Source organism: Streptomyces sp. NPDC091387 (genome assembly GCF_044756945.1).
Lineage (GTDB): Bacteria > Actinomycetota > Actinomycetes > Streptomycetales > Streptomycetaceae > Streptomyces.
Window position 1 is genome coordinate 26778 of record NZ_JBIVTZ010000029.1, and the last position, 23514, is coordinate 50291.

Consider the following 23514-nt stretch of genomic DNA (forward strand, 5'->3'; position numbering starts at 1 on the left):
TGATCCATAGACTGCCCGCATGTCTGTGACGGATCTCCAGCGCATCGCGGCCTTTCGCCTGTCCTTCGCCCGGCGGCAGGCCGCTGTCGTGACCGAGGTTCCCGGCGGCGCGGTGGTCCTGGACCCGGAGTACGGGGCGTCGTACGAGCACAACCAGCTCGTCGTCGGCGGAATGCCGGATCCTCTCGGGCTCCCGGCTCTGGCCGAGAGGATCCTCGGTCACCTGCGCCACCGCCAGATCACCGTGCTCGACGACACCACCGGTATCGACTGCGCACCCGCCCTCACCGCAGCCGGCTACTCCCACGCGAGCCAGCTGGTCATGGCGTACTCCGGCTCCGCAACGGCATCCGCAGCTGCGCCCGCAGCCGGCCTACCCGCGCAGTCCGTCGCGTTCGCCGACCTGCGCCCCGCTCTGCTCAGCCAGCTGCGCCGGTGGATGCCGCAGGCCGAGGAGGCGGTGGTCAGCCAGCTCGCCGACCGCAGGACAGCCCGGCTCCGCGGCGCCGAACAGGTCCGCTTCCTCGCCGTCCACGACGAGGAGGGAACGGTCGGCTCCTGGGCCGACTTCTACTGCGACGCGACTCAGGGGATCGCTCAGATCGAGGACGTCGTCACCGCCGATACCCATGTCCGGCGCGGCTACGCGGACACTCTTCTCACCACCGCTCTGCGGCACGCGTCGGACTGCGGCCTGGTCTTCCTCCTCGCCGATCCCGACGACTGGCCGCGCGCCTGGTACGTCCGCCGTGGCTTCAAGACGATCGGCCGCTTTCACGTGTTCACCCGTGCGGAGGCCGAGAGCTGAGCACCCATGACGCCACGGAGCTGTCTCCGAGCCCAGGCCCGTCTCAGAACAGGCGCTCGGAGGGCAGGACGTGCTTTCCGCCTGCATACGCGGCGAGCTCCGTGCGCAGCCGGTCGATCACGGCCTTCGCTCCCATCCCGTAGGCGACGCGAGCCGGGCAGCAGAGGATGTAGCAGTCCCCGTGCGTGGGACGCCTGACGCCGGTGCGCTGCATCCACTCCTTCGTGGGCTTGCTGTCGGCGCGGAACCAGGCGAGGAGCGGGGCCTCGCACCCAGCCCCCTGGATCCCGATCCGGTCGATCGACGCCCAGGGGATGGAGAACTCGGCGACACGCATCTGCCCGTGCCGCTTGACCTCCTGCTCGATGGTGAGATGCCCGGTGTCGAGGCGGATCCTGCTCTGCCCGTGATTCTTCTTGTCCGTCACCAAGATGTGCTCCCAGGCCACGCACCCGAGCACCATCACGGCGATCACGCCGTAATCCGGCCCGACGGGGATCCAGCCTTCCTCCGGGTGGGAATGGTGGTAGATCGCTGCCCACACGGTCAGCACCACCGCGCCGATCAGCAGCTTCCAGCAGAGACCTGGGAGGTGTCCGGCCCATGTGCGGGGGAACTCTCCCGGACGGCGGTCCCGCAGGCTCGACGCGAAGGCGACCCGGGGCGGTTCCTCGCGTTCCTTCTTCTTCTCCGGCTTCCGCGCCTGCCTCCGCCCCAGCTCATGCAGCTGCCGCCGCCCTTGAACATGCTTGTGTTCGAGCCGCCGAAGCGCTGTGGCCAACTCCCGCATCTGATGCCTGCGCGCCTCCGCCAACTCGGCGGCTGCACCGTGCCGGTCCACCAGTGTCGGCAGGTGCCAGGGGGTGCGTCCAAGCTGCCGCAGCGCGCCGGAGAGTTCGTCCGCGCTGGTGTTTCGCTCGCGCGGGTCCTTGCGCAGCAGCATGAAAATGACCTCGTCCCAGGCCGGCGGGATACCCGCCGCGACCGAACTCGGGGCGGGCGCCTCCTGCGTGAGGTGGGCCGTGATGTAGCCGAGGGTGTCCGGGGCCTGGAACGGCAGGCGGCCGGTGATCATTTCGAAGAGGAGGCAGCCGAGCGCGTACAGGTCGCTGCGGGCCTCGGGGTGTCCGCGGGCCTGCTCGGGGGCCATGTACGGAGGCGTTCCCACGATGAAGCCGGTCTGGGTGAGCCGGTCCGCCGTTGCGTACGGGTCGGCTGCCCGCGCGATGCCGAAGTCCAGGACCTTCGCGGCCCCCGAGGGCATGACGTGGATGTTGGACGGCTTGATGTCCCGGTGCAGGACGTCGGCCCGGTGCGCTTCGGTGAGCGCGTCGCAGATCTGCGCGCCCCACTCGGCCGCCTCGGACAGGCTGACCGGTCCGCGACGCAGCACTGCGTCGATCCCCTCGCCGCGGAGCAGCTCCATCACCAGAAAAGGGGCCTTGCCGTCCTCGCCCTCGGCCTGGCCGAGGTCGTGGACGGTCACGATGTTGGGATGCTGCAGCAGGGCGGTGATCCGAGCCTCGCGGAGGAACCTGGCCCGAGCCTCGTCGCCCCGACTGCCGCCGCCGGACAGCAGGGTGATCACCTTCACCGCGACCAGGCGTTCCAGGGTGGCGTCGTGCGCTTCCCACACCTGGCCCATGCCGCCTTCACCCAGCTGACGAATCAACCGGTAGCGGCCCCCGAGGAGTTGGTCCTGATCCACACGATCCCCCGTTCGGAATGAATCTGACCACCCGACATTACTCCGGTACCCAAATGAGAGGCGAGCGAGTGTAGTTGGTGATCGTGGTGCGGAAAGGGCCTGAAGCGCGGCCCCTGCCCGTGCTTACATGAGTTTCATGGTGTCTGCTGACCGCGTACTCGCTTTTGCAGCCATGTCGTTCCTGCTGATCGTTGTTCCTGGCCCCAGCGTGCTGTTCGTGATCGGGCGCGCGCTGGCCCAAGGCCGCCGCGCCGCGCTGGTCACTGTCGTGGGGAACACGATCGGCGCCTACCTGCTCGTTGTGGCCGTGGCGCTGGGGATCGGGTCCATCGTGGAGCGCTCCGTTCTCGTCTTCACTCTGCTGAAGCTGACCGGGGCCGCATATCTGGTGTATCTCGGCGTCAAGGCGTGGAGGCAACGAGGTGCGTTGCAGGCGGCGTTGGCCGATAGCAAGGCCACGCACGGCAGTCTGCGCACGGCGTGGGAAGGGTTCGCGGTCGGCGTGGCCAACCCCAAGACCATGGTGTTCTTCGCCGCGGTGCTGCCGCAGTTCGTCGACCGCGGCCAAGGCCACGTCGTGGCGCAGATGCTGCTGCTCGGCCTGGTCTTCAACATCATCGCGGTGGCTTCGGACACTGTGTGGGGGCTGACCGCAGCGACCGCACGGAACTGGTTCGCCCGCTCGCCCCGGCGTCTCTCCCTGGTCGGCGGAGTGGGCGGACTCGCGATGGTCGGCCTCGGTGTCACCGTCGCGGTGACGGGCCGCAAGGACTGACCGCTTCCCAGTCAGTCGGCCAGGGAGTGAAATGCTCAGCATGGAGGGCAAGTTGATCGCGCTGGTTCAGAGCTCCGGCCGGGTCCCGGCCGGCCGCTCGCGCGGCAGGGAACGGTCGCCTCGCCTTCAGGCTCCGGCCTGAAGGCGGAGGCCCGCCAGAGTCAGCTCCAGCGCGGCGAGGAACTGCTCCTTGTCCTCGTGTCCGTCGAACTCGTCGACGATGTCGTGCACGAACGGATACTCCTCGGCGTCGAGCGCACGCCACGCCTCGGCGTAGCGGCCGAGGAACTCCTGTTGGGTCACGAGGCCGTCGAGAACCTCCTGGGGAGGCTCCTGCCCCAGGTCGGCGGCGCTGCCGACCACGACGCTCACGACCGCCGAGACGGCGTGGAACCGCTGCCGTGGCGTGAGGTCGAGCCGGAGCGTCTGCTGCCCCAGCTCCTCGTAAAGGCGCAGCGAGTTGCCCTGGACGCTGATGTTCTGCATGAAGTTCGCAGCCAGCCACGGACGGTCCACGATCGCGTCGAACAGTGTGACGGCCATCACGCGCAGGTCGTCGATCGGGTCACCGCTGTCCTTCTGTCCTTCGACTGCGGTCAGCACCCCGCCGAGCGCATGGTCGACGGCGCGGTCGAGCAGTTCGTCCTTGCCCGAGACGTACCAGTAGATGCTGCCGACGCCGGTGCCGAGCCGGGCGGCGAGGGCGCGGAGGGTCAGTGCCGGCACGCCTGCCTCGTCGAGCAGGGCCACGGCCGCGGTGAGAACGGCCTCGATGGAGTGCGAGGCACGTTGGCGTCCTCGGGACGGACGGTCGGCGGGTCGCGGGCCTGTCATGGTCCACATCCAATCACAGCTTGCACAATTATCGAACTGCGTTCTATGGTCGAACCTCGTTCTATTCTAGAACGTCGTTCGATAGCTGGCGGCGTTCCGAGAGAAGGCCGCCATGACCACCACCGCACCCGAACCCACCGCACCCGAACCCACCGCGTCGCGCACCTATCCGTCCCTGCGCGCGGCATGGATCCCCCTGGCCGCGCTCTGCCTGGCCTTCTTCGTCGAGATGGTCGACAACACGCTGCTCTCGATCGCGCTGCCCACGATCGGCCGGGACCTCGGCAGCGGTACGACCGCGCTGCAGTGGGTCACCGGCGCGTACTCACTGACATTCGGCGGCCTGCTGCTGACGGCAGGATCGATGGCCGACCGGCTCGGACGCCGACGTGTGCTGCTGGTCGGCCTGGCGGTCTTCGGTCTGCTGAGCCTGGGCGTCGCCGCGGTATCCACCGCGGGGGAGCTCATCACCCTGCGGGCCGGCCTCGGCATCGCCGCCGCGGCCATGGCCCCCATCACGAACTCGCTGGTCTTCCGGCTGTTCGACGACAAGGCGCTGCGGATGCGCGCGATGACCCTGATGATCGTCGTCGGCATGTCCGGCTTCGTCCTCGGCCCGCTGCTGGGCGGCACCGCCCTGGCCCACGTTCAGTGGCAGTGGCTCCTGCTCGTCAACGCCCCGATCGCCCTGATCGCGGCCATCGGTGTCCGTCTCGGCGTCCCGGCCGACCGGCCGCAGGACCTGACCCGCGACAAGCTCGATCTGCCGGGCGCCGTGCTGAGCGTCACCACCATCGGCCTCGCCTGCTATTCGCTGACCAGCGGTGTCGAGCACGGCTGGCTCTCCGCGATCACACTCGCATCACTCCTCGGCGCCATCGTCGCGGGGATCGCGTTCGTGTGGCACGAGCGCCGCAGTGCATCGCCCATGCTGGACCTCCGCCTCTTCTCCAGCGGCACAGTCCGGGGCGCCGCCATCGCGCAGATCGGCACGGCCATCGCGATGGCCGCCGTGATGTTCGGGCTGATCCTCCACTTCCAGTACGCGTACGGGTGGAGCCCCGTACGGGCCGGCCTGGCGAACCTGCCGCTCATCGTGACCATGATCGCCGCGACCCCTCTGTCCGAGTGGCTCGCGGCCAGGTTCGGCCACCGCATCGCCTGCCTGGTCGGCGCGGCCTGCCTGGCCGGCTCACTGGCCGGACTGTCCTGGGGCGTCGACCACGGGTACGTCGTCATCGCGCTCTGCATGGTCGTGATGACCATCGGGCTGCGCACCGTCATGACGATCTGCGCCATCGCGCTCGTCGACGCGATGCCGGGCAACCGCACGTCGATCGGCACGGCGCTCAACGACACCGCGCAGGAGGTCGGCAGCAGCATCGGCACCGCCGTGGTCGGCACAATGATCGCCGCGCTGGTCACCACACAGCTGCCCGCAGGAACCTGGAGCGACGCTCTGGTGGCGTCGTTCTTCCATGGCGAGCGGATCACCTACGCCGTGCTGGCGGTCATCGTCGGCCTGGTCGCGGCCGGCGGTGCACTGACACTCACCAGCTCCCGCGTCACCGAAGAGCCCACCTGAGGCGTCCGAACACTCACAGCCCCGGCGCCCCCCACACCGGGAACCAGCGGGCCAGGTCCTTCTCCACCCGCAGGTCGTCCCCGAGGGCGGCCCGGACCTGGAGTTCGAGCCCGTTGTCGCGCTTCTCGCCGCTGCCCGGCGCCGGGGCGAACGGATAAAACGTACCCCGTTTGAAAAGGTAAACCAGCGCCAGCGGCCGCTCCCGCTCGTCCCGGAAGCCGATCAGTGAGCAGAGCAGCTGCGGGCCGAAGCCGCCGTCCTGGAGCAGCGTGTTGACCGCGTGCAGGTCGTTGACCAGCGCGGCGGTGTCCTCGGCCGGCTGCCGGGCGAGCAGCCAGGTGTAGCCGTAGGAGTCCTGGCTGAACTCCACCGGGATGCCGCCGCGCGCGGTGTCCGCGTCCAGCAGCTCCCGTACGTCCTGCTGGATACGGGCGAAGGTGCCGCCCTCGACGCCCGCGAAGCACACCGAGCCGAGGCCGGTCGGGACGAATCCCGTCGCCGCCTGGAGGGTGAGCGCGGCGGACGGGACGGCGAAGAGCTGGTCGAGGTCGGGGCGGACCGGTTTGCTGCGGCCCAGGATGCTGTCGAGCAGGCCCACGGACGTACTCCTCAAGGGTTGACGAACCGGGTCAGGGACGGGAGAGGTCGGCGGAGATGCGGGCCAGCTGGTCGAGGCGCTGTTCCAGCGTCGGGTGCGAGGAGAGCAGCCGGCTCAGGCTCTCCTTGGAGGAGAAGGCCGGGACGAAGTAGAAGGCGTTGTACGGCTCCGCCTTCCGCAGGTCCTCCGTCGGGATCCGGGCCATCTGGCCGCTCACCTTCGTCAGGGCGGAGGCGAGGGCCGAGGGCCGGCCGGTGAGCAGCGCGGCGGTGCGGTCGGCGGACAGCTCGCGGTAGCGCGACAGCAGTCGGGTCAGCAGGAAGCTCAGGGCATAGACCACCGCACTGACCAGCGGAATCAGCATGATCGCGATGCCGATGGGGTCATTGCTCCGATTGGAGCGGGAGAGGCCGCCCCACAGGGCGACACGGGTGATGATGCCCGCGAGTACGCCGAGGAACGAGGCGATCGTCATGACGGCGACGTCACGGTGTGCGACGTGCGACATCTCGTGGGCGAGCACGCCCTCCAGTTCCTCGGGCTCCAGTCTGCGCAGCAGACCGGTGGTCGCGCAGACGAGGGCGGTCTTCTCGGAGCGGCCGGTGGCGAAGGCGTTCGGCACGTCGCTCTGGGCGATGGCCACCCGCGGTTTGGGCATGTCGGCGAGGGCGCAGATCCGGTCGATGGCGCCGTGCAGTTCCGGTGCCTGCTCAGGGGTGACCTCGCGGGCGCCCATGCTGAAGGCCGCGATGCGGTCGCTGAACCAGAACTGGGCGATGAACATGCCACCGACGACGATCAGGATGATCGGCCAGGCGCCGCGCAGCACGGCGAGCAGGACGCCGACCAGTACCACGTACAGCAGACCGATCAGGAACATGGTGGAGACCATGCGTGTGGTCAGGCCGCGGTCCGGGGCGTACCGGCTACGGGTTCGGGTCATGGGTGACCTCCAGTCCTCATCTGCTTCCCATAGTGCTCCTCGGCGGTTCGAAGCGGATAAGCGCGACCGGTAAACAGACGGGCAAACGGACCGCTGAGGCGACCCGTGAGGCGAGCGGTGGGGCGACCCGTGGGGTGGCCGGAAAGCGGTGGGTGCGGTTCCGGCCGTCGCCCGATGGGTGGATACGGGGTATTTGGCCGAACTACGCCTAGCCCATCTAGGTGCCTGGGGCATCTAGTGGGGGTGATCGGCAGGACTCCCCCTCTCTTTGCGAGGTCCTCCATGGCAGAGACCGAGACCGTCACCTTTCCCCAGAACCGCACCTGCCCCTACCACCCGCCGACGGGATATCCGAGTGAGAGCCGGGGGCAGCAGTCGGTGACCCCCGTCCGCATCTACACCGGCCGGACGGTGTGGCTGGTGACCGGTCACGCCGAGGCACGGTCGCTCCTGGCGGACCCCAGGCTGTCGTCCGACCGGGAACACCCCGAGTTCCCGCTGTTCGCCAAGCGGCAGGCCGAGATCACCCAGCGGCGGGTGGAACTGATCGGCGTCGACGATCCGGAGCACAACGTCCAGCGCCGGATGCTGATCCCGAGCTTCACGGTCAGGCGGACGGCGGCCCTGCGGCCGCAGATCCGGGCGACCGTGGACACCCTGCTGGACGCAATGGTCGAGCAGGGTCCGCCGGCCGACCTGGTCGACGCCTTCGCGCTGCCGGTGCCCTCCATGGTCATCTGCGCGCTGCTGGGGGTGCCCTACGAGGACCACGAGTTCTTCGAGGCGCAGTCGCGCAAGCTGCTCCGCGGCCCCGAGGCCTCCGACGTGGAAGCCGCGCGGGACGCCCTCGACGAGTACTTCCGGGCGCTGATCGAGCGCAAGCGGCGCGCTCCCGGCGACGGACTGCTCGACGAGCTGATCGCCAAGCAGCTGGAGACCGGGGCGGTGGACCGCGAGGAGCTGGTGCGGCTGGCCGAGATCCTGCTCGTGGCGGGCCACGAGACGACCGCGAACATGATCTCGCTCGGCACCTTCACCCTTCTCCAGCACCCCGAACAGCTGGCCCTGCTGCGCGCCGCCGGTGCCGCTTCCGGCGACGACGCCGGTCCCGGGATGCCCGCCGCGGTGGAGGAGCTGCTGCGGTTCCTGTCCATCGCGGACGGGCTGTCACGGGTGGCCGTCGAGGACATCGAGGTGGGCGGGGTGACCGTCCGGGCGGGTGACGGCGTCCTCCTGTCCACGGCGGTGATCAACCGGGACGAGTCCGTGTACCCGTCGGCCGACGAGCTGGACCTCGGCCGCAACGCGCGCAATCACGTGGCGTTCGGGTTCGGCATCCACCAGTGCCTGGGCCAGAACCTGGCACGGGCCGAACTGGAGATCGCGCTGCCCGCCCTCTTCGAGCGTCTTCCCGGCCTGCGGCTGGCGGTGCCCGCGGAGGACGTTCCGTTCAAGCCGGGGGACACGATCCAGGGGCTCCTGGAACTGCCCGTGACGTGGTGACCGACAACCGACCGGAAGGCCCTGCTGGGATGCAGATCAAGATCGATATCGACCGGGACGTGTGCATCGGCGCGGGGCAGTGCGCGCTGGCCGCGCCGAAGGTGTTCACGCAGGACGACGACGGGTTCAGTGAGCTGCTGCCCGAACCGGGAGACGCCCTCGCCGGCCCCCTGGTCGGTGAGGCGGCCCGCGCCTGTCCCGTGCAGGCGATCACGGTGAACTGAGCGGCCGGACGGCTGCCCCGCACGGCGCGGGGCGGCCGCCCGCCGGTCGCTCGGCCCGCCGGTCAGGGCCAGAGCAGCTCCCGCTGCCAGGCACCGGCGGGCGCCGAGGTTTCTGCGGCCCCCGCCGCCTCCGCCGCCCCGGCCTCCCGGTGGTAGCGCAGCCGGATGTGCCGGCGCCGCGCGTCGCCCTGGAAGAACTCGACCTCGTACGGCTCGACCACGTACCGCGTCCAGCTCGCCACCTCGGCCTCCGGCTCCTCCCGGGCCCGGTCCCAGGCGGCGTCGGAGGCGCGGTCCAGCTCGGCGGACGAGCCCAGCACCTCGCTCTGCCGCCCCACCAGCGCCGAGGCCAGCGCCCCGGTGGAGCGGGCGTGCAGATCGGCCCGGCTCTCGGCGGCGGAGCACGCGGTGACCGGTCCCCGCACCCGTACCTGCCGCCCCTGGGCGGGCCAGTAGAAGCCCAGCGCGGCATGGGGGCGACCGGCGAGCTGGCGGCCCTTCGCGCTGGTGGCGTGCGTGGCGAAGTGCCAGCCGCGCTCGTCCGCGTCGTGCAGCATCAGCGTGCGCACATCGGGCCGGCCCTCCGCGTCGGCCGTGGCCAGGGTCATGGTGTGCGGCTCCACCTGCCCGGCGGCCACCGCCTCGGCGAACCAGGAGTGGAAGAGGGGGAGCGGGGCACGCGGCGCGGCGGCCGGGTCGAAGGCGGGCAGCTCGATGTCCCACACACGCTGGGCGTGGAGCAGATCACGGAAGGCGCGCTGTGCGGCGGCGGCGGATGCGTCGGTCATGCGGCCATTGGACCTCACGGACCGGTCGGCACCGAGCCGGCGGCCCGGCGAGGCCCGGGTCCGGGAGCCCGGCTCCCGACTACCCCCACCCCCACCCCCTCACCCCCACCCCCTCACCCCCGCCCCAGCACCACCGTCCCCGACGAGCAGAACCAGCCGCCCGTCCCCGACGCCACCGCCAGCTCCGGCAGCCGGCCGCCCGCCTTGCGGACCTGGCGGGCCCCCGCCTCGCCGCGTAGTTGGCGTACCGCCTCCACCAGCAGGAACAGGCCGCGCATTCCGGGGTGGCAGGCGGACAGGCCGCCGCCGTCCGTGTTCACCGGGAGCTCGCCGGTCAGGCCGGTGCGGCCCTTCTCGACGAACGCGCCGCCCTCGCCCTTCGCGCAGAAGCCCAGGTCCTCCAGCGTCACCAGCGTCATGTAGGTGAACGCGTCGTAGATTTCGGCCAGATCGATGTCGGCGGGCCGCACCCCCGCCCGCTCGAACGCAAGCCGGCCCGACACGGCGGCGGGGGAGACCGTGAAGTCGTCCCACTCCGACATGGCGGAGTGCGAGACGTGCTCGCCGGTGCCGAGGATCCAGACCGGGTCCTTCGCCGTGTCCGGTACGTACTCCTCGGCCGCCAGCAGCACCGCGCAGCCGCCGTCGCTGCGGATGCAGCAGTGCAGCTTGGTGAACGGGTCGGCGATCATCGGGCCCGACAGCACCTCGTCCACGGTGACCGGATCGCGGAACATCGCGTCCGGGTTGGCGGCCGCGTTGGCGCGGGCCTGCACCGCCACCTCCGCGAGCTGCTCCAGAGTGGTGCCGTACTCGTGCATGTGGCGGCGCGCGGCCATCGCGTACTTGGCGATCAGCGAGTGCCCGTACGGCACCTCGAACTGGAGCGGGCCGCGGGCGCCGAAGGAGAGGTTGGACGTGCGGCGGCCCGCCTTGATGTCCGCGCGTGCCGTCGATCCGTACACCAGCAGTACGGCGTTGGCGCGGCCCGCCGCGATGGCGTCCGCCGCGTGGGCCGCCATCACCTCCCAGGTCGAGCCGCCCACCGAGGTGGAGTCCACCCAGGTGGGTTTCAGCCCCAGGTACTCCGCGACCTCGACCGGGGCGAGCGTGCCGAGTCCGGCGGAGGCGAATCCGTCGACGACCGACCGGTCCAGACCCGAGTCGGCGAGCGCCCGGCGGGCGGCCTGGGCGTGCAGGGCGTACGGCGTGGCGGTGTCGACACGTCCGCAGTCGGCGAGGGATATGCCGACGACAGCGACCTTGCGGTGGGAAGAAGGCATGAATCTGACGGTACATCAGATCAGGTTCGGGTGAACCGGCTTGCGGAAGTGGGATCTTGCGGGCCGTCGCCGTGCGCGGCTCTGGGAATCTCGTACCATCCGTCCTAGCATGACGGCCCGTCAGATCAGAGGCCGTTCGGCCTCTGAGGGGAAGGAGTCCGACGATGGATGCCGCCTTCACCGCGGAACAGGACGAGATCCGCCGCACCTTGCGCGAACTGCTGGCCAGACACAGCGGACCCGACGACGTCAGGAGCGCGGCGGGTGCGCGGGACGGATACGACGCCGAGCTGTGGCGCCGGCTCGCCCGCGAGCTCGGGCTGCCCGGACTCGCCCTCCCGCAGGAGTACGGGGGCGCCGGCCGCGGTCCCGCCGAGCTCGCCGTCGTCTGCGAGGAGACGGGCCGCGCGCTGCTGCCGTCCCCGCTGCTCGCCACCGCCGTACTCGCCGCGCCCCTGATCGCCGCCCTCGGCACGGAGGCGCAGCGCACCGCCCTGCTGCCGGCCGTCGCGGCGGGCGAGCTCACCGCGGCGCTGGCCGTCCCCGGCGGCTCGCTCTCCACCGCACTCGGCCTCACCGGCGACCTGACCGGCGGAAGCTGGGCGGGTGGCGGCCGGGCGGGCGGCGTCCAGGCCCGGCCGGCCGGTGACGGCGGGGGGTGGCGGCTGTACGGAGAGGCCGACCAGGTGCTGGACGGGCACAGCGCGGGACTGCTCCTGGTCGCCGGGCACACGGGCGGCTTCCCGCGCAGCCGCACCCTGCTGTTCCTGGTCCGGACGGACGGGCCGCAGGCGCCCGCCGGACTCGTCCGCACCCCGCAGACCGCACTCGACGAGACCCGGCCGCTCGCCCGCGTCCAACTGCGTGACACCGAGGCCGAACTCCTCGGCGCCGACGACACGGTGGACGCCTCGGCGGCCCTCGCCGTGGCCGGCCGGGCCGCGGCCGCCGCACTCGCCGCCGAGGCGGTGGGGGCGGCGGCGAGCGCGCTGGAGCGGACGGTCGCCCACGTCGGGGAGCGCGAGCGGTTCGGCCGCGCGACCGGCTCCTTCCAGGCCGTGAAGCACCGCCTCGCGGATCTGTACGTACAGGTGCAGTCGGCCCGTTCCGCGGCGTACTACGCGGCCCGGGACCCGGAGGCCGGCGGGCTCGCCCTCGCCCAGGCGCTGGAGGTCCTGCACGTCACCACCTCGGAGGCCGTGCAACTGCACGGAGGCGTCGGCCTCACCGGGGAGCACCAGGCGCGTCGGTACTTCGAGCGGGCCGCCGCCGGTGAACTGCTCCTCGGTCCGGTGCACCGGCTCCGCGACCACGCGGCCCTGCGGGCGGGGCTCTTCGGCCCCGGTCCGGAGGCAGCCGGTCCGGAGGCGGCCGGTCAGGGCGCGCCGGGACCCGCCGAGCAGGGACCGGCCGAACGGGTGGCGGTCTGATGGCGCCCGGCGTCCGCCTCGTCCAGAAGGTCTCCTCGACCCGGGCCTTCGCCCGGATCGCACCCCATCTCGTACCGGCCATGGACCGCACGGTCCACCGGCTCACCCGCGGCCGGGTGCTGCTCAGCGCGCAGATGCTGCCGGGGGTCGTCCTGACGGTGCCGGGGGCGCGGAGCGGGCAGCTCAGGACCACTCCGCTGGCCTGCATGCCGGAGCACGGCGACGGCGATCCGGAGCGGGCGGGCAGCGGCCGGGGCGGAAAGAGCAAGGGGGATCGGGGCGGCGGTGAACCGGGCAGCTGGATCCTGGTCGGCAGCAACTTCGGCCGTACGGGGCACCCGGCCTGGACGGCGAACCTGCTGGCGCATCCGGACGGGGCCGTCATCAGCTGGAAGGGCCACGACATCCCGGTACGGGCCGGGCTGCTGGCGGGTGCCGAGCGGGCGGCGGTGTGGGAGACGGCGCTGAGGTTCTGGCCGCCCTACGCGGCGTACCAGGCGCGGATCGACCGCGAGATCCGGCTGTTCCGGCTGGAGCGGCGCGACGGTCCGGGGTGAGGGCGGGGCCCACGGCCGGGTCCGGATACACCGACGGCGGACCACATGCGTGGTCCGCCGTCGGTGAGACAGGACCTGGGGCGCCCGGGGTCACCGAGCGTCACCCAGTACGGGGAATCCGGCGCGGGCGCTACTTCGTCGGCTTCTTGCCGGTGATGCCCAGATGCACCAACAGCGCAAGGTTCGGGCGGAGTTCGGACTGCTTCACACCCCAGGTGGTGAAGCCCTTCTGGTGCGAGGCGACCGCCGCCAGCATCGCGACCAGGGAACCGGCCATCGCCGCGGGGCTGATGTCCTTGTCCACCTTGCCCTTGGCCTGGAGTTCCTTCACCGAATCCGTGAGGGAGTTGGTGACGGAGTTGAGGATCTTCATACGGATCTTGTAGAAGCGCTTGTCGCCCTCGGCCGCGCCGAGGTCGACCACGCGCAGGATCGCGTCGTTGCGCCGCCAGAAGTCGAGGAATCCCTCGACGAGTTCTTCGGCGGTCTGCCAGCCCGACTTGCCGACCCAGGAGCGCCCGGCGACCAGTTCGGTCAGTCCGGCACCCTCCTTGGCCATCTCTTCGGCGATCTCGAGGACGGCGCCCTCGACGTCGGGGAAGTACTGGTAGAAGGTCGCGGGTGAAGTCCCCGCCTTCCGGGCGACGTCGATGACTTTGACGTCCCGGTACGGCGAGGAGCTGAGCATCTCGCTGAGGCAGTCGAGCAGCTTCTGCCGCGTCGCCTGTCCGCGTCGACCGGCCACGCGGCCGTCGACGGTGCGTACTTGTCCTGTCATGCCGTCAGCTTACCGACGGGTGATCGGAGCGCGATTCGGCCGACTGCAAATGGGGACGGCGCCAGGCGTGGTGGGGGGAGTGCGGGGATTTCCGATGATGTGCCCCTCGGTTCCGCACGCCTTTCGGTGCGCCGTTCCCCACAGTCTCATTAATGTTATCAACATCCTGTGGATAACTTCCGTGGATAACTTTCCGTGACGACGACATTCGAGGGTCCGATGTCGAATGTATGTTCGTATCGGGGGTGCTGAGGCGCGCACCGGGCCCCCCGCGGTTACGTTGGCTGTGACGAGCGTCACCGCGGAGGAAGGATCCGGGCCCATGGCCGCATTCGCGCAGTCCGCGCCGTGCTGGGTGGACGTGCAGCTGCCCGACCTCGAAGCGGGCAAGCGCTTCTACGGTGCGCTCTTCGGCTGGACCTTCCGGGCGGGCGACGGGTCCTCCGCCGACGCCCTCAGCGACGGGGCCCTGGTCGCCGCGCTCGCCGCCAAGAAGGACGGCCGGATGCCGACCGCCTGGGGCGTCTACTTCGCGACCGACGACATCACCGCCTCCGTCGCCCGCGTCCGGGAGGCGGGCGGGCAGGTGATCACCGAACCGGTCCGGGCCGGCCGGTCGGGTGTCCTCGCCCAGGCGGCCGACCCCGGCGGCGCGGTCTTCGGGCTGTGGCAGGCGGGTGAACGCAAGGGCTTCCAGAAGCAGAACGAGCCGGGCTCCTTCTGCTGGACCGAGGTCTACACCCGGCAGAAGGAACGCGTGGACCCCTTCTACGAGCGGGTCTTCGGCTTCCGCTCCGTCGATCCGGACGCGGCCGGCGCCGGTGCCCCGGGCACGGACGAGGCAGGCGTCGACTTCCGCATGTGGTCACCGGCCGGCACGGAACCCGGGCCGGACACGGCCGTCGGCGGGCGCGGCGTCATCACCGACGCGTTCCCCGCCGTGATGCCGAGCTACTTCCTCACCTACTTCGCCGTGGCGGACTGCGACGCGTCGGCCGCGACCGTCGTCCGGCTCGGCGGCCGGGTCTCCGCACCGCCCTTCGACATCCCGTACGGGCGGATGGCGGTACTCCAGGACGACCAGGGCGCCGTCTTCGCCGTACTTCAGCCACCGGTGTCCTGATACCGCCCGGAGTGATCCATGACACCCGCTTCTGCCCCCGGGTTCGCAACCGGCGCCTCGGCCAGGAACAATCGGGGTGCGCACCGTCGGGTGGTGCCCAGTGGTGAGACGCTGCACAGGGCGGTTTTTCGCGGGCCTCTGTCGACTGAGGTCCGTACGGGGAGGGTGGCAGGTAAGTGATGGAGCAGCTGACGCAGCACGACCCGAGGCGGATCGGCCCGTTCGAGGTGCTGGGACGGCTCGGGGCCGGCGGCATGGGGCTGGTCTATCTCGCCCGCTCGGCGTCGGGCCGGCGGGTGGCGATCAAGACGGTACGTACGGAACTGGCCGAGGACCAGCTGTTCAGGGTCCGCTTCACGCGTGAGGTGGAGGCCGCCCGCGCGGTCAGCGGCTTCTACACGGCCGCCGTGGTGGACGCCGACCCGCGCGCCGCCGTGCCCTGGCTCGCCACCGCCTATGTGCCCGCGCCCTCGCTCGAGGAAATAGTGAATGAGTGCGGGCCGATGCCGACCCAGGCGGTGCGCTGGCTGGCCGCGGGCATCGCGGAGGCCCTCCAGTCGATCCACGGGGCGAAGCTCGTCCACCGCGACATGAAGCCGTCGAACGTGCTCGTCGTGGAGGACGGCCCCCGGGTCATCGACTTCGGGATCGCGTCCGGCGTCTCCAACACCCGGCTGACCATGACGAACGTCGCCGTGGGCACACCCGCGTACATGTCGCCCGAGCAGGCGCGGGACTCGCGCAGCGTCACGGGCGCCAGCGACATCTTCTCGCTCGGCTCGACGCTCGTCTTCGCCGCGACGGGCCATGCGCCGTTCCACGGGGCCAACCCCGTCGAGACGGTCTTCATGCTGCTGCGCGAGGGCCCCGACGTCACCGGTCTGCCCGACGACCTGCGGCCGCTGATCGAGTCCTGCATGCAGATGGACGCCACGCGCCGGCCCACCCCGGCCGAGCTCCAGTCGCAGCTGGCCCCGCACCTCTTCGCCTCCGGCGGCGACGACAGCGGTACGGCGTCGGCCTGGCTGCCGGCCTCCGCCACCGAGATGATCGAGCTGCGCCGCGGCGGCGGACGCGTGGTCGCCGTCGCACCCGCCCCGGCCCCTGCCCCCGTTCCCGCCCCGGCCCCCGTGCCGCCGCCGCCCGCCAGGCCTCCGGGCGCCGACTGGGACACCGCCTGGCGCGGCGGCGCCGACCTGCGTCCCCGGCACTCCTCGCCCACCCCGGCCACCTCGCCACTGGAGGCCCCCGACGGCGGCCCGGTGCGGCTGTCCGGTGCGAAGGCGCCGATCGGCCCCGGTCCGCGCGTCCAGGACGTCCACGCCTCGGCGGCCGCCGCCGAGGCGGCTCCGGCGACCGGCTGGGTGCGCCCGCCCGCCGGAGTGAACGGCGCGCCCCCGGCCCCGCCCGTCCCCGTGCCCGCTCCGGCGCACGCGCCGGACAGCGGTCCCTCCGGTCCGGAACGCTGGCGGCCCTGGCGGTTCCGGATGTCGAACGACGTGTGGGGCACGCCGGTCGTCGTCGGCGGCCTGCTCTACGTCACCTCCTTCGAGGTCCACGCGCTGGACACCGGCAACGGGCGGCGCCAGTTCAAGACCCGTGACGTGGCCTGGGCGATGGCCGTCAACGGCGGCCGCATCCACGCCTCCGACGGCCCCTCGCTCTACGCCCTGGACGCGGTCACCGGCGCGGAGCGGTGGCGGCTCCAGACCGACGCGTGGGTGTACTCGCTCAAGGCCGACCGCGGCACGGTCGTCACGGGCACCCGGGGCGGCGGCGTCCAGGCGTGGGAGGCGTCCACCGGGGAGAAGCTCTGGGAGACCACCGGCGCGCAGACGGACTTCGAGACGTCGGAGGCCGGACCGGCCGTGCACGACGGGACGGTCTACCTCTGGCAGGACGCCCGGCTGCGGGCCGTCGACGCCCGTACGGGCGTCGAGCGCTGGTCCTACCCGGTCGGCGACGCGGCCTCCTGCGGCGGGGTGCCGCTCCGGGTGACCCCGGCGCCGGACGGCTACGCGTACGTCTGCGCGGGAACCAGGGTCCTCGCGCTGGACATCGCCTCCGGCCGGGTGCGCTGGCACTTCGAGTCACCGGCGGTCTTCCTCTCGCCGCCCGCGTTCGCGCCCGGCCCGGCGGTCACCGGCGGCGGGGTGTACCTCGCGGACTACCTCGGCACGGTGTACGCGCTGGACGCCTCGACCGGCAAGGACCGCTGGCGCATCGCCACGGAGTCCCGCCAGTCGACCGAACCGGTGCTGGTGACGACGGGGAACGTCCATGTCGGCAGCGGCAGCGCGCTGTACACGCTGGACGCGGTCACCGGCACCCCGAAGTGGCGGTTCGCCGCGGGCGGCGAGGTGGTGGGCGCACCGGTCGTCGCCGACGGGCGGGTCCACTTCGGCTCGGCCGACCACGTCCTGTACACCCTGGACGCGGCGGGCGGCCAGCTCCGCTGGAAGCTCGCCACGGGCGGCGAGATCACGGGCTCGCCGGTGGCGCAGGGCGGGGTGGTGTACGCGTGCAGCAAGGACCGCTGCGTGTATGCCCTGGACGCGCTCAAGGGCACCGGCACGGGCGGCAGACCCCGTACGTAGCCGGACGCGAGCTGGAGAAGGCTGGTCCGGGCTCAGGGCTGCGGGGGACGGTCGTCCGGCGGACGGCCGTGGTCCGGCGGACCCACGTACGGATCGGCCTCCGGCTCCGGCCAGGGGCTCGTCTGCATCGACGGGCCGGGCTCCCGGGTGGGCGGCCAGGTGTCGGGGTCCTCGGACCCCGGCGCGTCGTACGGCCGGCTCCGGTCCGCCCGCGCCCCCAGCCGCGCATGACCGCGCCCGGACATCAGCGCCGCGCCCAGCAGGAGCAGCACCCCGCCGCCCGCCGCGCACGCCACGCCCAGCTGGAGCCCGGAACCGTCGCCGGAGACGGTCAGCTCCCCGGCCGCCTGGCCCTGACGGACCATCCACAGCACCGTGAACCCGAGGACCACCACGCCCGCGAGGGCGACCAGCAGCCGGGACCGGAGCACCACGCCGACGACCGTCACGACCGCGGCGAAGAGGAACGGCAGCAGGATCGAACCGAACACGCCGGGGTGCGCCCCGGTGACACCGGTGAAGAGGTCGCCGATCCGGTAATGCCGCCCGAGGCGGCCGTCGTACCAGTCACGGAAGGGGCTCAGCACGGCGGCCGCCGCTCCTGCGAGAGCGACGATCGAGCCGAGGACGTTACGGATCATCTCCGGCCTCCAGCGGGTGTGCGAGGCGCCACCGGCCGGTGACGCGGATCAGCACCGCTCTCGCCTCGACGCTACGCCGGGCGCATGGCCCTCGCCACCAGACGGCGGCGCGCGGACGATGACGAGATCGTGACAGGGTCATGACCGGGAGGCCGAACGAAACCGGCCATGCTGTGCGCTACGGTGTCGCGCGGCTGTCCGGCAGCAGTGCCGAACACCGCACAGCCGATCCACAACACAAGGGGGGCGGCATCGATGATGCGGCAGCACATGAAACTGACAGTGGTCCTGGTCGCGGTGGTGCTCGCGCTCACCGGCTTCTCCAGCTCCGGCCACGGCAGCAAGAGCGGCAAGAGCAGGAAGTCCAGCAGCAGTAGTGGCGGCGGGTGCTCCAACTCCAAGAAGAGCAACGGCACCTACCACGACACCGACTACAACGACGACGACTACGGCTCGTCGGGCAGCTCGTCCAGCGGCTCCGCCTACGACACCGCCACCCCCAGCGCCACCGCGACGGACGCGCCCCGGGCGTACGTCTTCCGCTGCGCGACCCCCCGCAAGGGCAAGCGCAAGGCCGTCACCTCCTCCACCGTGCGGCTCAGCGCGAGCGCGCCCGGCAGCCACACCTACGAGGTCGACGTGACGTTCCTCGACTCGCGCGGCAACACCGTCGACACGGGCGAGGCGAGCGTGGCCGCGGACGGCGGCGAGACGAAGACCCTCTCCGTCCGGATGGACAGCCCGAGCAAGGTCTCCCGGGTGAGGAAGTGCTCGGTCACCGCCGAGCTCTCCTACTGACCGAAAGGGAGACCGGCGGCGGCTCCGTACTCACCGCAGCCGGTACCCGCCGCCGGACCCCCTGCCCCGCCCCTCGAACAGCTCCGCCTGCCGTTCCGGCGTCAGGTTGCCGAGCGCGATCAGGTGCGGGGCATGGGCCAGTGCCTGCGTCCGCGCCGCCTCCTTCGCGGACCAGACGGCCCGCACCGTTCCCTGTACCGCCTCGGTCGGGTACGAGGCGATGACCGCCGCCGCCCGCAGCGCCGCCAGCACCGTGCCACCGGTCTCGGTGACCTCGCTGACCAGCCCGGTCTCGTACGCGCGCCGGGCCGTGACCCGTTCGGCCGTCCCCATCAGGGACATCCGGGCGACCTCACCGAACGGCATCCGCTGCGCCATCGAGATCGCCTCGTAGGCGCTGACCATGCCGTACGTGGTGTGCGGGTCGAAGAACGTCGCGTCCTCTGACGCGATGACGAACTCCGACTCGCCCAGCAGGTAGAACGCCCCACCGCAGGCCATCCCCTCCACGGCCGCGATCACCGGCTTCCACAGGTCGTTCGCCTTCGGCCCGATCGCGATCAGCGGATCGTCGATCGTGTACGGGGACGAGGGCTGCGGGACGTCCACGCCCCGGTCGATCCCGGTACAGAACGCCCGGCCGCCCGCACCCGTCACGACGACGACCCGCACCTCGTCGTCGTACCGCAACGCCCGCCAGGCGGCCTTCAGTTCGGCGGCCGTCGCGAGATCGATCGCGTTGTGCCGCTCCGGCCGGTCCAGGGTGAGCAGCGCGACCCCGGTCTCCTTGTCCGTCTCCGTGCGCAGCGCCATCTCCGGTCACCGCTCCAGCAGCCAGCGGACCAGGGTCACCTCGGGGGAGACGGGGCAGAAGACCGCCCTCACCGCCGCCCCGATCCGCAGCCGCGACGGATCGACCGAGTTCAGCGGCGCGTCCGGCCCGGTCACCACGTTGCCGACCAGCCGGATCTCCGGGGCGTCGGCCAGTTCGACCACCACCGCGTTGTACGGGGCCTGGGCCGCGTAGGCGGGCAGCAGCGGCGGATGCGGCAGCACGTACGACCAGACGCGGCCGCGCCCGCTCATCGCCCGCCACTCGCTGTCGAACGACTGGCAGTGCGGGCAGCACGGCCGGGGCGGGAAGCGGAGCCGGCCGCAGTCCGGGGCGGCGCACGCCTGGACGCGCAGTTCACCACGGGCCGCGTACTCCCAGAAGGGCGCGCCGTCCTCGTCCACGGCGGGCAGCAGCAGTCCATCCATCTCGGTCAGCTCCTCAGCAGTACGGCGGATGTGGGCACGCCCTCCCCGGCGGTGACCAGGCAGGTCGAGGCGTCGGGGACCTGGGCGGTGGAGACGCCGCGCAACTGCTTCACGCCCTCGTTGATGAGGTTGAAGCCGTGCACGTACCCCTCGCTGAGCCCGCCGCCGCCCGTGTTGACCGGCAGCCGGCCCCCGCTCTCCAGGGCGCCTCCCTCGGTGAACGCGGCGCCCTCGCCGCGCCCGCAGAACCCGTACCCCTCCAGGGAGAGCGGGATGAGCGGGGTGAACGCGTCGTAGATCTGGGCGACATCGACGTCCTGCGGCCCGAAGTCGGCCTGCTTCCACAGCTGTCGGGCGGCGGCCCAGGCCGGACCGGTGAGCGGGTCGTCGTTCCAGTAGTTGACCATCCCGTGGTGCTGGGCGGGCAGGCCCTGGGCGACGGAGTGCAGGTAGACGGGCTTCTGCCGGCAGTCGCGGGCCCGTTCGGCGGAGACGATGACGCAGGCCAGCGCCCCGTCCGTCTCCAGGCAGTTGTCGAAGAGGCAGAGCGGCTCGCTGATCCAGCGCGAGGTCATATACATGTCGCGGGTCAGCGGCCGTTCGTACATCACGGCGTCGGGGTTCTGGTTGGCCCGGTTGCGGCAGGCCAGCGCCACGTTGAAGAGGTGGTCGCGGGTCGCCCCGTACTCGTGCATGTACCGCCGGGCCAGCATCCCGATCTCGTCGGCGGGCCGCAGCAGCCCGTAGGGCCGGGTCCACTGGGCGGGGGTGGGCAGTTGCACCGCGGTGTTCTTCCACGGCCGGGGCCCCGAGCCCCGCTTCCGCGACCGCCAGGCGACCCCCACGCTCGCCTGCCCGGTCGCCACGGCGGCGGCCAGGTGCGCGAGCGTCGCGCAGGAGCCGCCGCCGCCGTAGCCCACCTTGCTGAAGAAGGTGACATCGCCGGCTCCGATGGCCTTGGCGACCTCGACCTCGTCGGTCTCCTCCATCGTGTACGAGGCGAACGCGTCCACCTCCGACGCGGCGATGCCCGCGTCGTCGAGCGCCGCGACGATGGCCCGGCAGGCCAGGGTCTTCTCCGTCTCGGGCAGATGTTTCGCGAACCGGGTCTGCCCTATGCCGGCTATCGCTGCCTTGTCCTTGAGCGTCGTCACCGCCACCTCCGAAGCCGTCATGACTGCTGACAGCGGAGGAGGCTACAGCTAATCTGACGGATAGTCAGCTACTGCGGTACGCAGGGCTGTTCGGACTGAGACGGGAGGGCGCGAGATGCGCGGCGACGAGGAATGGTCCACCGTCCCGAACCTGGTGCGGGAGGCGGCGCGGCGGTACGGCGACCGCGAGGCGGTGGTCGAGGGCCGCACCAGGATCACGTACACGGAACTCGGTGAACGCGTGGAGCGGGCCGCCGCCGCGTGCATGGCGTCCGGGGTGGAGCCGGGGGACCGGGTGGCGGTCTGGGCGCCCAACACCCTGGACTGGATCGTCTCCGCGCTGGGCGCGGTGACGGCGGGCGCGGTCCTGGTCCCGCTCAACACCCGCTTCAAGGGCACGGAGGCGGCGTACGTACTGGAGCAGAGCCGGGCGAAGCTGCTCTTCGTCACGGGCACCTTCCTCGGCACGTCGTACGTGGCGTCCCTGCGCCGCGCCGACGTCGAACTCCCGCACCTGGAAACGGTGGTGGTCCTCGCGGACACCGCCCCCGCCGACTACGTCACCTGGAAGGACTTCCTGACCGCGGGGGAGCGGATCTCTCCCGAGCGGGTACGGGAACGGGCCGACGCGGTCCCTCCGTCCGCCCCCTCCGACATCATCTACACCTCGGGCACCACGGGACGCCCCAAGGGCGCGGTCATCAGCCACGCCCAGACCCTGCGTTGCTACGAGATCTGGAGCGAGCTGGCCGGTCTGCGCGAGGGCGACCGCTATCTGATCGTGAACCCGTTCTTCCACACCTTCGGCTACAAGGCGGGCGTCATCGCGTGCCTGATGCGGGGCGCGACGATGATCCCGCAGCCGGTCTTCAACGTGGACACGGTCCTCGCCAACATCGCCGCGGAGCGCATCTCGGTCCTCCCCGGCCCGCCCACCCTCCACCAGTCGCTCCTGGACCACCCGGCCCGCTCCAGCCACGACCTCTCGGCACTCCGCCTGGTCGTGACGGGCGCGGCGGTGGTCCCGCTCCAGCTGGTGGAGCGCCTGCGCACCGAACTCGGCATCGCCACGGTCCTCACCGCCTACGGCCTCTCCGAGGCGAGCGGCATCGTCTCGATGTGCCGCCGCGGCGACCCGGCGGACGTCATCGCGTCCACCTCCGGCCGGGCGATCCCCGGCACGGAGATCCGCGTCCTGGCGGCCCCCGGCACCCCGGGCGAGGTCCTGGTCCGCGGCTTCAACGTGATGCGGGGCTACTTCGAGGACCCGGAGACCACGGCCGCCACGATCACCTCGGACGGCTGGCTGCACACCGGCGACGTGGGCGTCCTCGACGAGGACGGCAGCCTGCGGATCACGGACCGGATCAAGGACATGTTCATCGTCGGCGGCTTCAACGCCTACCCGGCGGAGATCGAACAGCTCCTGGGCCTGCACCCGGACGTGGCGGACGTCGCGGTCATCGGCATCCCCGACCCCCGCCTCGGCGAGGTCGGCAAGGCGTACGCGGTGCGCCGCCCGGGTGCGACGGTCACGGCCGACGACCTGATCGCCTGGTCGCGGCGCGAGATGGCGAACTACAAGGTGCCCAGGGCGGTGGAGTTCGTGACGGAGCTGCCCCGCAACGCGAGCGGCAAGGTGGTGAAGGGAGAGCTGCGGGGGCGGGCGCGCTGACCTGTCACCCTGCTGCCGGCCTCGGCATGGTGAGAGGTATGGCAACCAAGAAGTACACGGTCACGCTGTTGCCCGACCGGTGTGCGGACGTGCGGCGGCCGCGACGGCTCCCCCTCCGCGCCGCCGCGGCCGTTCCCCCGTTCCCCCTGCCCCCGTTCCCCCGTTCCCCCTGCCCCCCGGCAGGTGGCTCAGCGCGGGTCGGCGCCGGTCATGTGGCTGTCCATGGGCTTTATCTCGGGCTCGCCGGTCATGTGGCTGTCCAGCGGCTTGAGCTTCGGCTCGCCGGTCATGTGGCTGTCCATGGGCTTTATCTCGGGCTCACCCGTCATGTGGCTGTCCGCGGGCTTGGCTTCGCCCGTGGCGCCGGACTTCGGTGTGGGCGCCTGGATCTTCTTGTCGTCGCTCATGCTGTGAACTCCGTTGCTCGGTGCATGGATGGTCGGCAAAGCCCG

General features: G+C 71.6%; 23 protein-coding genes. 11 read left to right on the forward strand and 12 right to left on the reverse strand.

The genetic code is table 11. The features are described from left to right. The first annotated feature begins 19 nt into the window (after window positions 1-19). The gene (locus ACIQM0_RS36725) at window positions 20-808 is read left to right on the forward strand and encodes a GNAT family N-acetyltransferase (protein ID WP_401295103.1); all 789 of its coding nucleotides are present in this window, start codon (window positions 20-22) and stop codon (window positions 806-808) included. 43 nt (window positions 809-851) lie between these two features. On the opposite strand, the gene ACIQM0_RS36730 is transcribed toward ACIQM0_RS36725, so the two are convergent. Further along, window positions 852-2516: a serine/threonine-protein kinase gene (locus ACIQM0_RS36730; protein WP_401295105.1), complete on the reverse strand. Its 1665-nt coding sequence runs from the start codon at window positions 2514-2516 to the stop codon at window positions 852-854. 136 nt (window positions 2517-2652) lie between these two features. Between ACIQM0_RS36730 and ACIQM0_RS36735 the strand changes: the two genes are divergently transcribed. Next, window positions 2653-3291, forward strand: coding sequence for a LysE family translocator (locus ACIQM0_RS36735; protein ID WP_401295169.1), 639 nt, complete (start codon window positions 2653-2655; stop codon window positions 3289-3291). 126 nt (window positions 3292-3417) lie between these two features. Here the strand turns inward: ACIQM0_RS36735 and ACIQM0_RS36740 are convergent, their stop codons facing one another. After that, the gene (locus tag ACIQM0_RS36740) at window positions 3418-4125 is read right to left on the reverse strand and encodes a TetR/AcrR family transcriptional regulator (protein ID WP_401295107.1); all 708 of its coding nucleotides are present in this window, start codon (window positions 4123-4125) and stop codon (window positions 3418-3420) included. Window positions 4126-4237: 112 nt separating this feature from the next. On the opposite strand from ACIQM0_RS36740, the gene ACIQM0_RS36745 reads away from it, so the two are divergent. After that, window positions 4238-5710, forward strand: a complete 1473-nt coding sequence (locus ACIQM0_RS36745) for an MFS transporter (RefSeq protein WP_401295109.1) — start codon at window positions 4238-4240, stop codon at window positions 5708-5710. 13 nt (window positions 5711-5723) lie between these two features. Here the strand turns inward: ACIQM0_RS36745 and ACIQM0_RS36750 are convergent, their stop codons facing one another. Both ACIQM0_RS36750 and htpX read right to left on the reverse strand, forming a co-directional pair. After that, on the reverse strand, window positions 5724-6308 hold the full coding sequence (locus ACIQM0_RS36750) for a hypothetical protein (RefSeq protein ID WP_401295111.1): 585 nt from the start codon (window positions 6306-6308) through the stop codon (window positions 5724-5726). A gap of 31 nt (window positions 6309-6339) precedes the next feature. Then, window positions 6340-7251, reverse strand: coding sequence for a zinc metalloprotease HtpX (gene htpX, locus ACIQM0_RS36755; protein ID WP_401295113.1), 912 nt, complete (start codon window positions 7249-7251; stop codon window positions 6340-6342). A 282-nt stretch (window positions 7252-7533) separates the two neighbouring features. Here htpX and ACIQM0_RS36760 point away from each other — a divergent pair, with 282 nt between their 5' ends. Both ACIQM0_RS36760 and ACIQM0_RS36765 read left to right on the forward strand, forming a co-directional pair. Next, window positions 7534-8754: a cytochrome P450 gene (locus ACIQM0_RS36760; protein WP_401295115.1), complete on the forward strand. Its 1221-nt coding sequence runs from the start codon at window positions 7534-7536 to the stop codon at window positions 8752-8754. Between the two features lie 35 nt (window positions 8755-8789). Next, window positions 8790-8978, forward strand: coding sequence for a ferredoxin (locus tag ACIQM0_RS36765; RefSeq protein WP_123462335.1), 189 nt, complete (start codon window positions 8790-8792; stop codon window positions 8976-8978). Between the two features lie 62 nt (window positions 8979-9040). Here ACIQM0_RS36765 and ACIQM0_RS36770 read toward each other — a convergent pair whose 3' ends face one another. Together ACIQM0_RS36770 and ACIQM0_RS36775 are read right to left on the reverse strand one after the other, a co-directional pair. Beyond that, window positions 9041-9766: a pyridoxal 5'-phosphate synthase gene (locus ACIQM0_RS36770; protein ID WP_401295117.1), complete on the reverse strand. Its 726-nt coding sequence runs from the start codon at window positions 9764-9766 to the stop codon at window positions 9041-9043. Between the two features lie 113 nt (window positions 9767-9879). Continuing rightward, complete coding sequence (locus ACIQM0_RS36775; protein ID WP_362962172.1) at window positions 9880-11049, reverse strand: thiolase C-terminal domain-containing protein; 1170 nt, start codon at window positions 11047-11049, stop codon at window positions 9880-9882. Window positions 11050-11213: 164 nt separating this feature from the next. Here ACIQM0_RS36775 and ACIQM0_RS36780 point away from each other — a divergent pair, with 164 nt between their 5' ends. After that, complete coding sequence (locus ACIQM0_RS36780) at window positions 11214-12479, forward strand: acyl-CoA dehydrogenase family protein (protein ID WP_401295119.1); 1266 nt, start codon at window positions 11214-11216, stop codon at window positions 12477-12479. Continuing rightward, window positions 12479-13036, forward strand: a complete 558-nt coding sequence (locus tag ACIQM0_RS36785; RefSeq protein ID WP_401295121.1) for a nitroreductase family deazaflavin-dependent oxidoreductase — start codon at window positions 12479-12481, stop codon at window positions 13034-13036. The genes ACIQM0_RS36780 and ACIQM0_RS36785 overlap by 1 nt, the downstream gene beginning before the upstream one ends. Window positions 13037-13166: 130 nt before the next feature. Here ACIQM0_RS36785 and ACIQM0_RS36790 read toward each other — a convergent pair whose 3' ends face one another. Further along, window positions 13167-13814 carry a TetR family transcriptional regulator gene (locus ACIQM0_RS36790; RefSeq protein WP_401295123.1) on the reverse strand — a complete coding sequence of 216 codons (648 nt, stop codon included), beginning with the start codon at window positions 13812-13814 and terminating at the stop codon, window positions 13167-13169. Window positions 13815-14136: 322 nt separating this feature from the next. On the opposite strand from ACIQM0_RS36790, the gene ACIQM0_RS36795 reads away from it, so the two are divergent. Then, window positions 14137-14937, forward strand: coding sequence for a VOC family protein (locus ACIQM0_RS36795; protein ID WP_401295125.1), 801 nt, complete (start codon window positions 14137-14139; stop codon window positions 14935-14937). A 179-nt stretch (window positions 14938-15116) separates the two neighbouring features. Continuing rightward, window positions 15117-17534 (forward strand): serine/threonine-protein kinase, encoded by a 2418-nt coding sequence (locus tag ACIQM0_RS36800; protein ID WP_401295127.1) that lies wholly within the window; start codon window positions 15117-15119, stop codon window positions 17532-17534. Window positions 17535-17566: 32 nt separating this feature from the next. On the opposite strand, the gene ACIQM0_RS36805 is transcribed toward ACIQM0_RS36800, so the two are convergent. Next, on the reverse strand, window positions 17567-18175 hold the full coding sequence (locus tag ACIQM0_RS36805; RefSeq protein WP_401295129.1) for a hypothetical protein: 609 nt from the start codon (window positions 18173-18175) through the stop codon (window positions 17567-17569). A gap of 255 nt (window positions 18176-18430) precedes the next feature. On the opposite strand from ACIQM0_RS36805, the gene ACIQM0_RS36810 reads away from it, so the two are divergent. Then, the gene (locus ACIQM0_RS36810) at window positions 18431-18973 is read left to right on the forward strand and encodes a hypothetical protein (protein ID WP_401295131.1); all 543 of its coding nucleotides are present in this window, start codon (window positions 18431-18433) and stop codon (window positions 18971-18973) included. Window positions 18974-19003: 30 nt separating this feature from the next. Here ACIQM0_RS36810 and ACIQM0_RS36815 read toward each other — a convergent pair whose 3' ends face one another. The 3 genes from ACIQM0_RS36815 to ACIQM0_RS36825 are packed head-to-tail and all read right to left on the reverse strand — an operon-like array spanning window position 19004 to window position 21387. Beyond that, window positions 19004-19786: an enoyl-CoA hydratase/isomerase family protein gene (locus ACIQM0_RS36815; RefSeq protein WP_363024286.1), complete on the reverse strand. Its 783-nt coding sequence runs from the start codon at window positions 19784-19786 to the stop codon at window positions 19004-19006. Window positions 19787-19792: 6 nt separating this feature from the next. Then, the gene (locus ACIQM0_RS36820) at window positions 19793-20233 is read right to left on the reverse strand and encodes a Zn-ribbon domain-containing OB-fold protein (protein WP_401295133.1); all 441 of its coding nucleotides are present in this window, start codon (window positions 20231-20233) and stop codon (window positions 19793-19795) included. A gap of 5 nt (window positions 20234-20238) precedes the next feature. After that, window positions 20239-21387, reverse strand: a complete 1149-nt coding sequence (locus tag ACIQM0_RS36825) for a lipid-transfer protein (protein WP_401295171.1) — start codon at window positions 21385-21387, stop codon at window positions 20239-20241. Between the two features lie 115 nt (window positions 21388-21502). On the opposite strand from ACIQM0_RS36825, the gene ACIQM0_RS36830 reads away from it, so the two are divergent. Beyond that, window positions 21503-23062, forward strand: coding sequence for a FadD3 family acyl-CoA ligase (locus tag ACIQM0_RS36830; RefSeq protein ID WP_401295135.1), 1560 nt, complete (start codon window positions 21503-21505; stop codon window positions 23060-23062). Between the two features lie 188 nt (window positions 23063-23250). On the opposite strand, the gene ACIQM0_RS36835 is transcribed toward ACIQM0_RS36830, so the two are convergent. Then, a complete protein-coding gene (locus ACIQM0_RS36835) occupies window positions 23251-23469 on the reverse strand; it encodes a hypothetical protein (protein ID WP_401295137.1) in 219 nt (72 codons plus the stop codon). Window positions 23470-23514 lie beyond the last annotated feature (45 nt).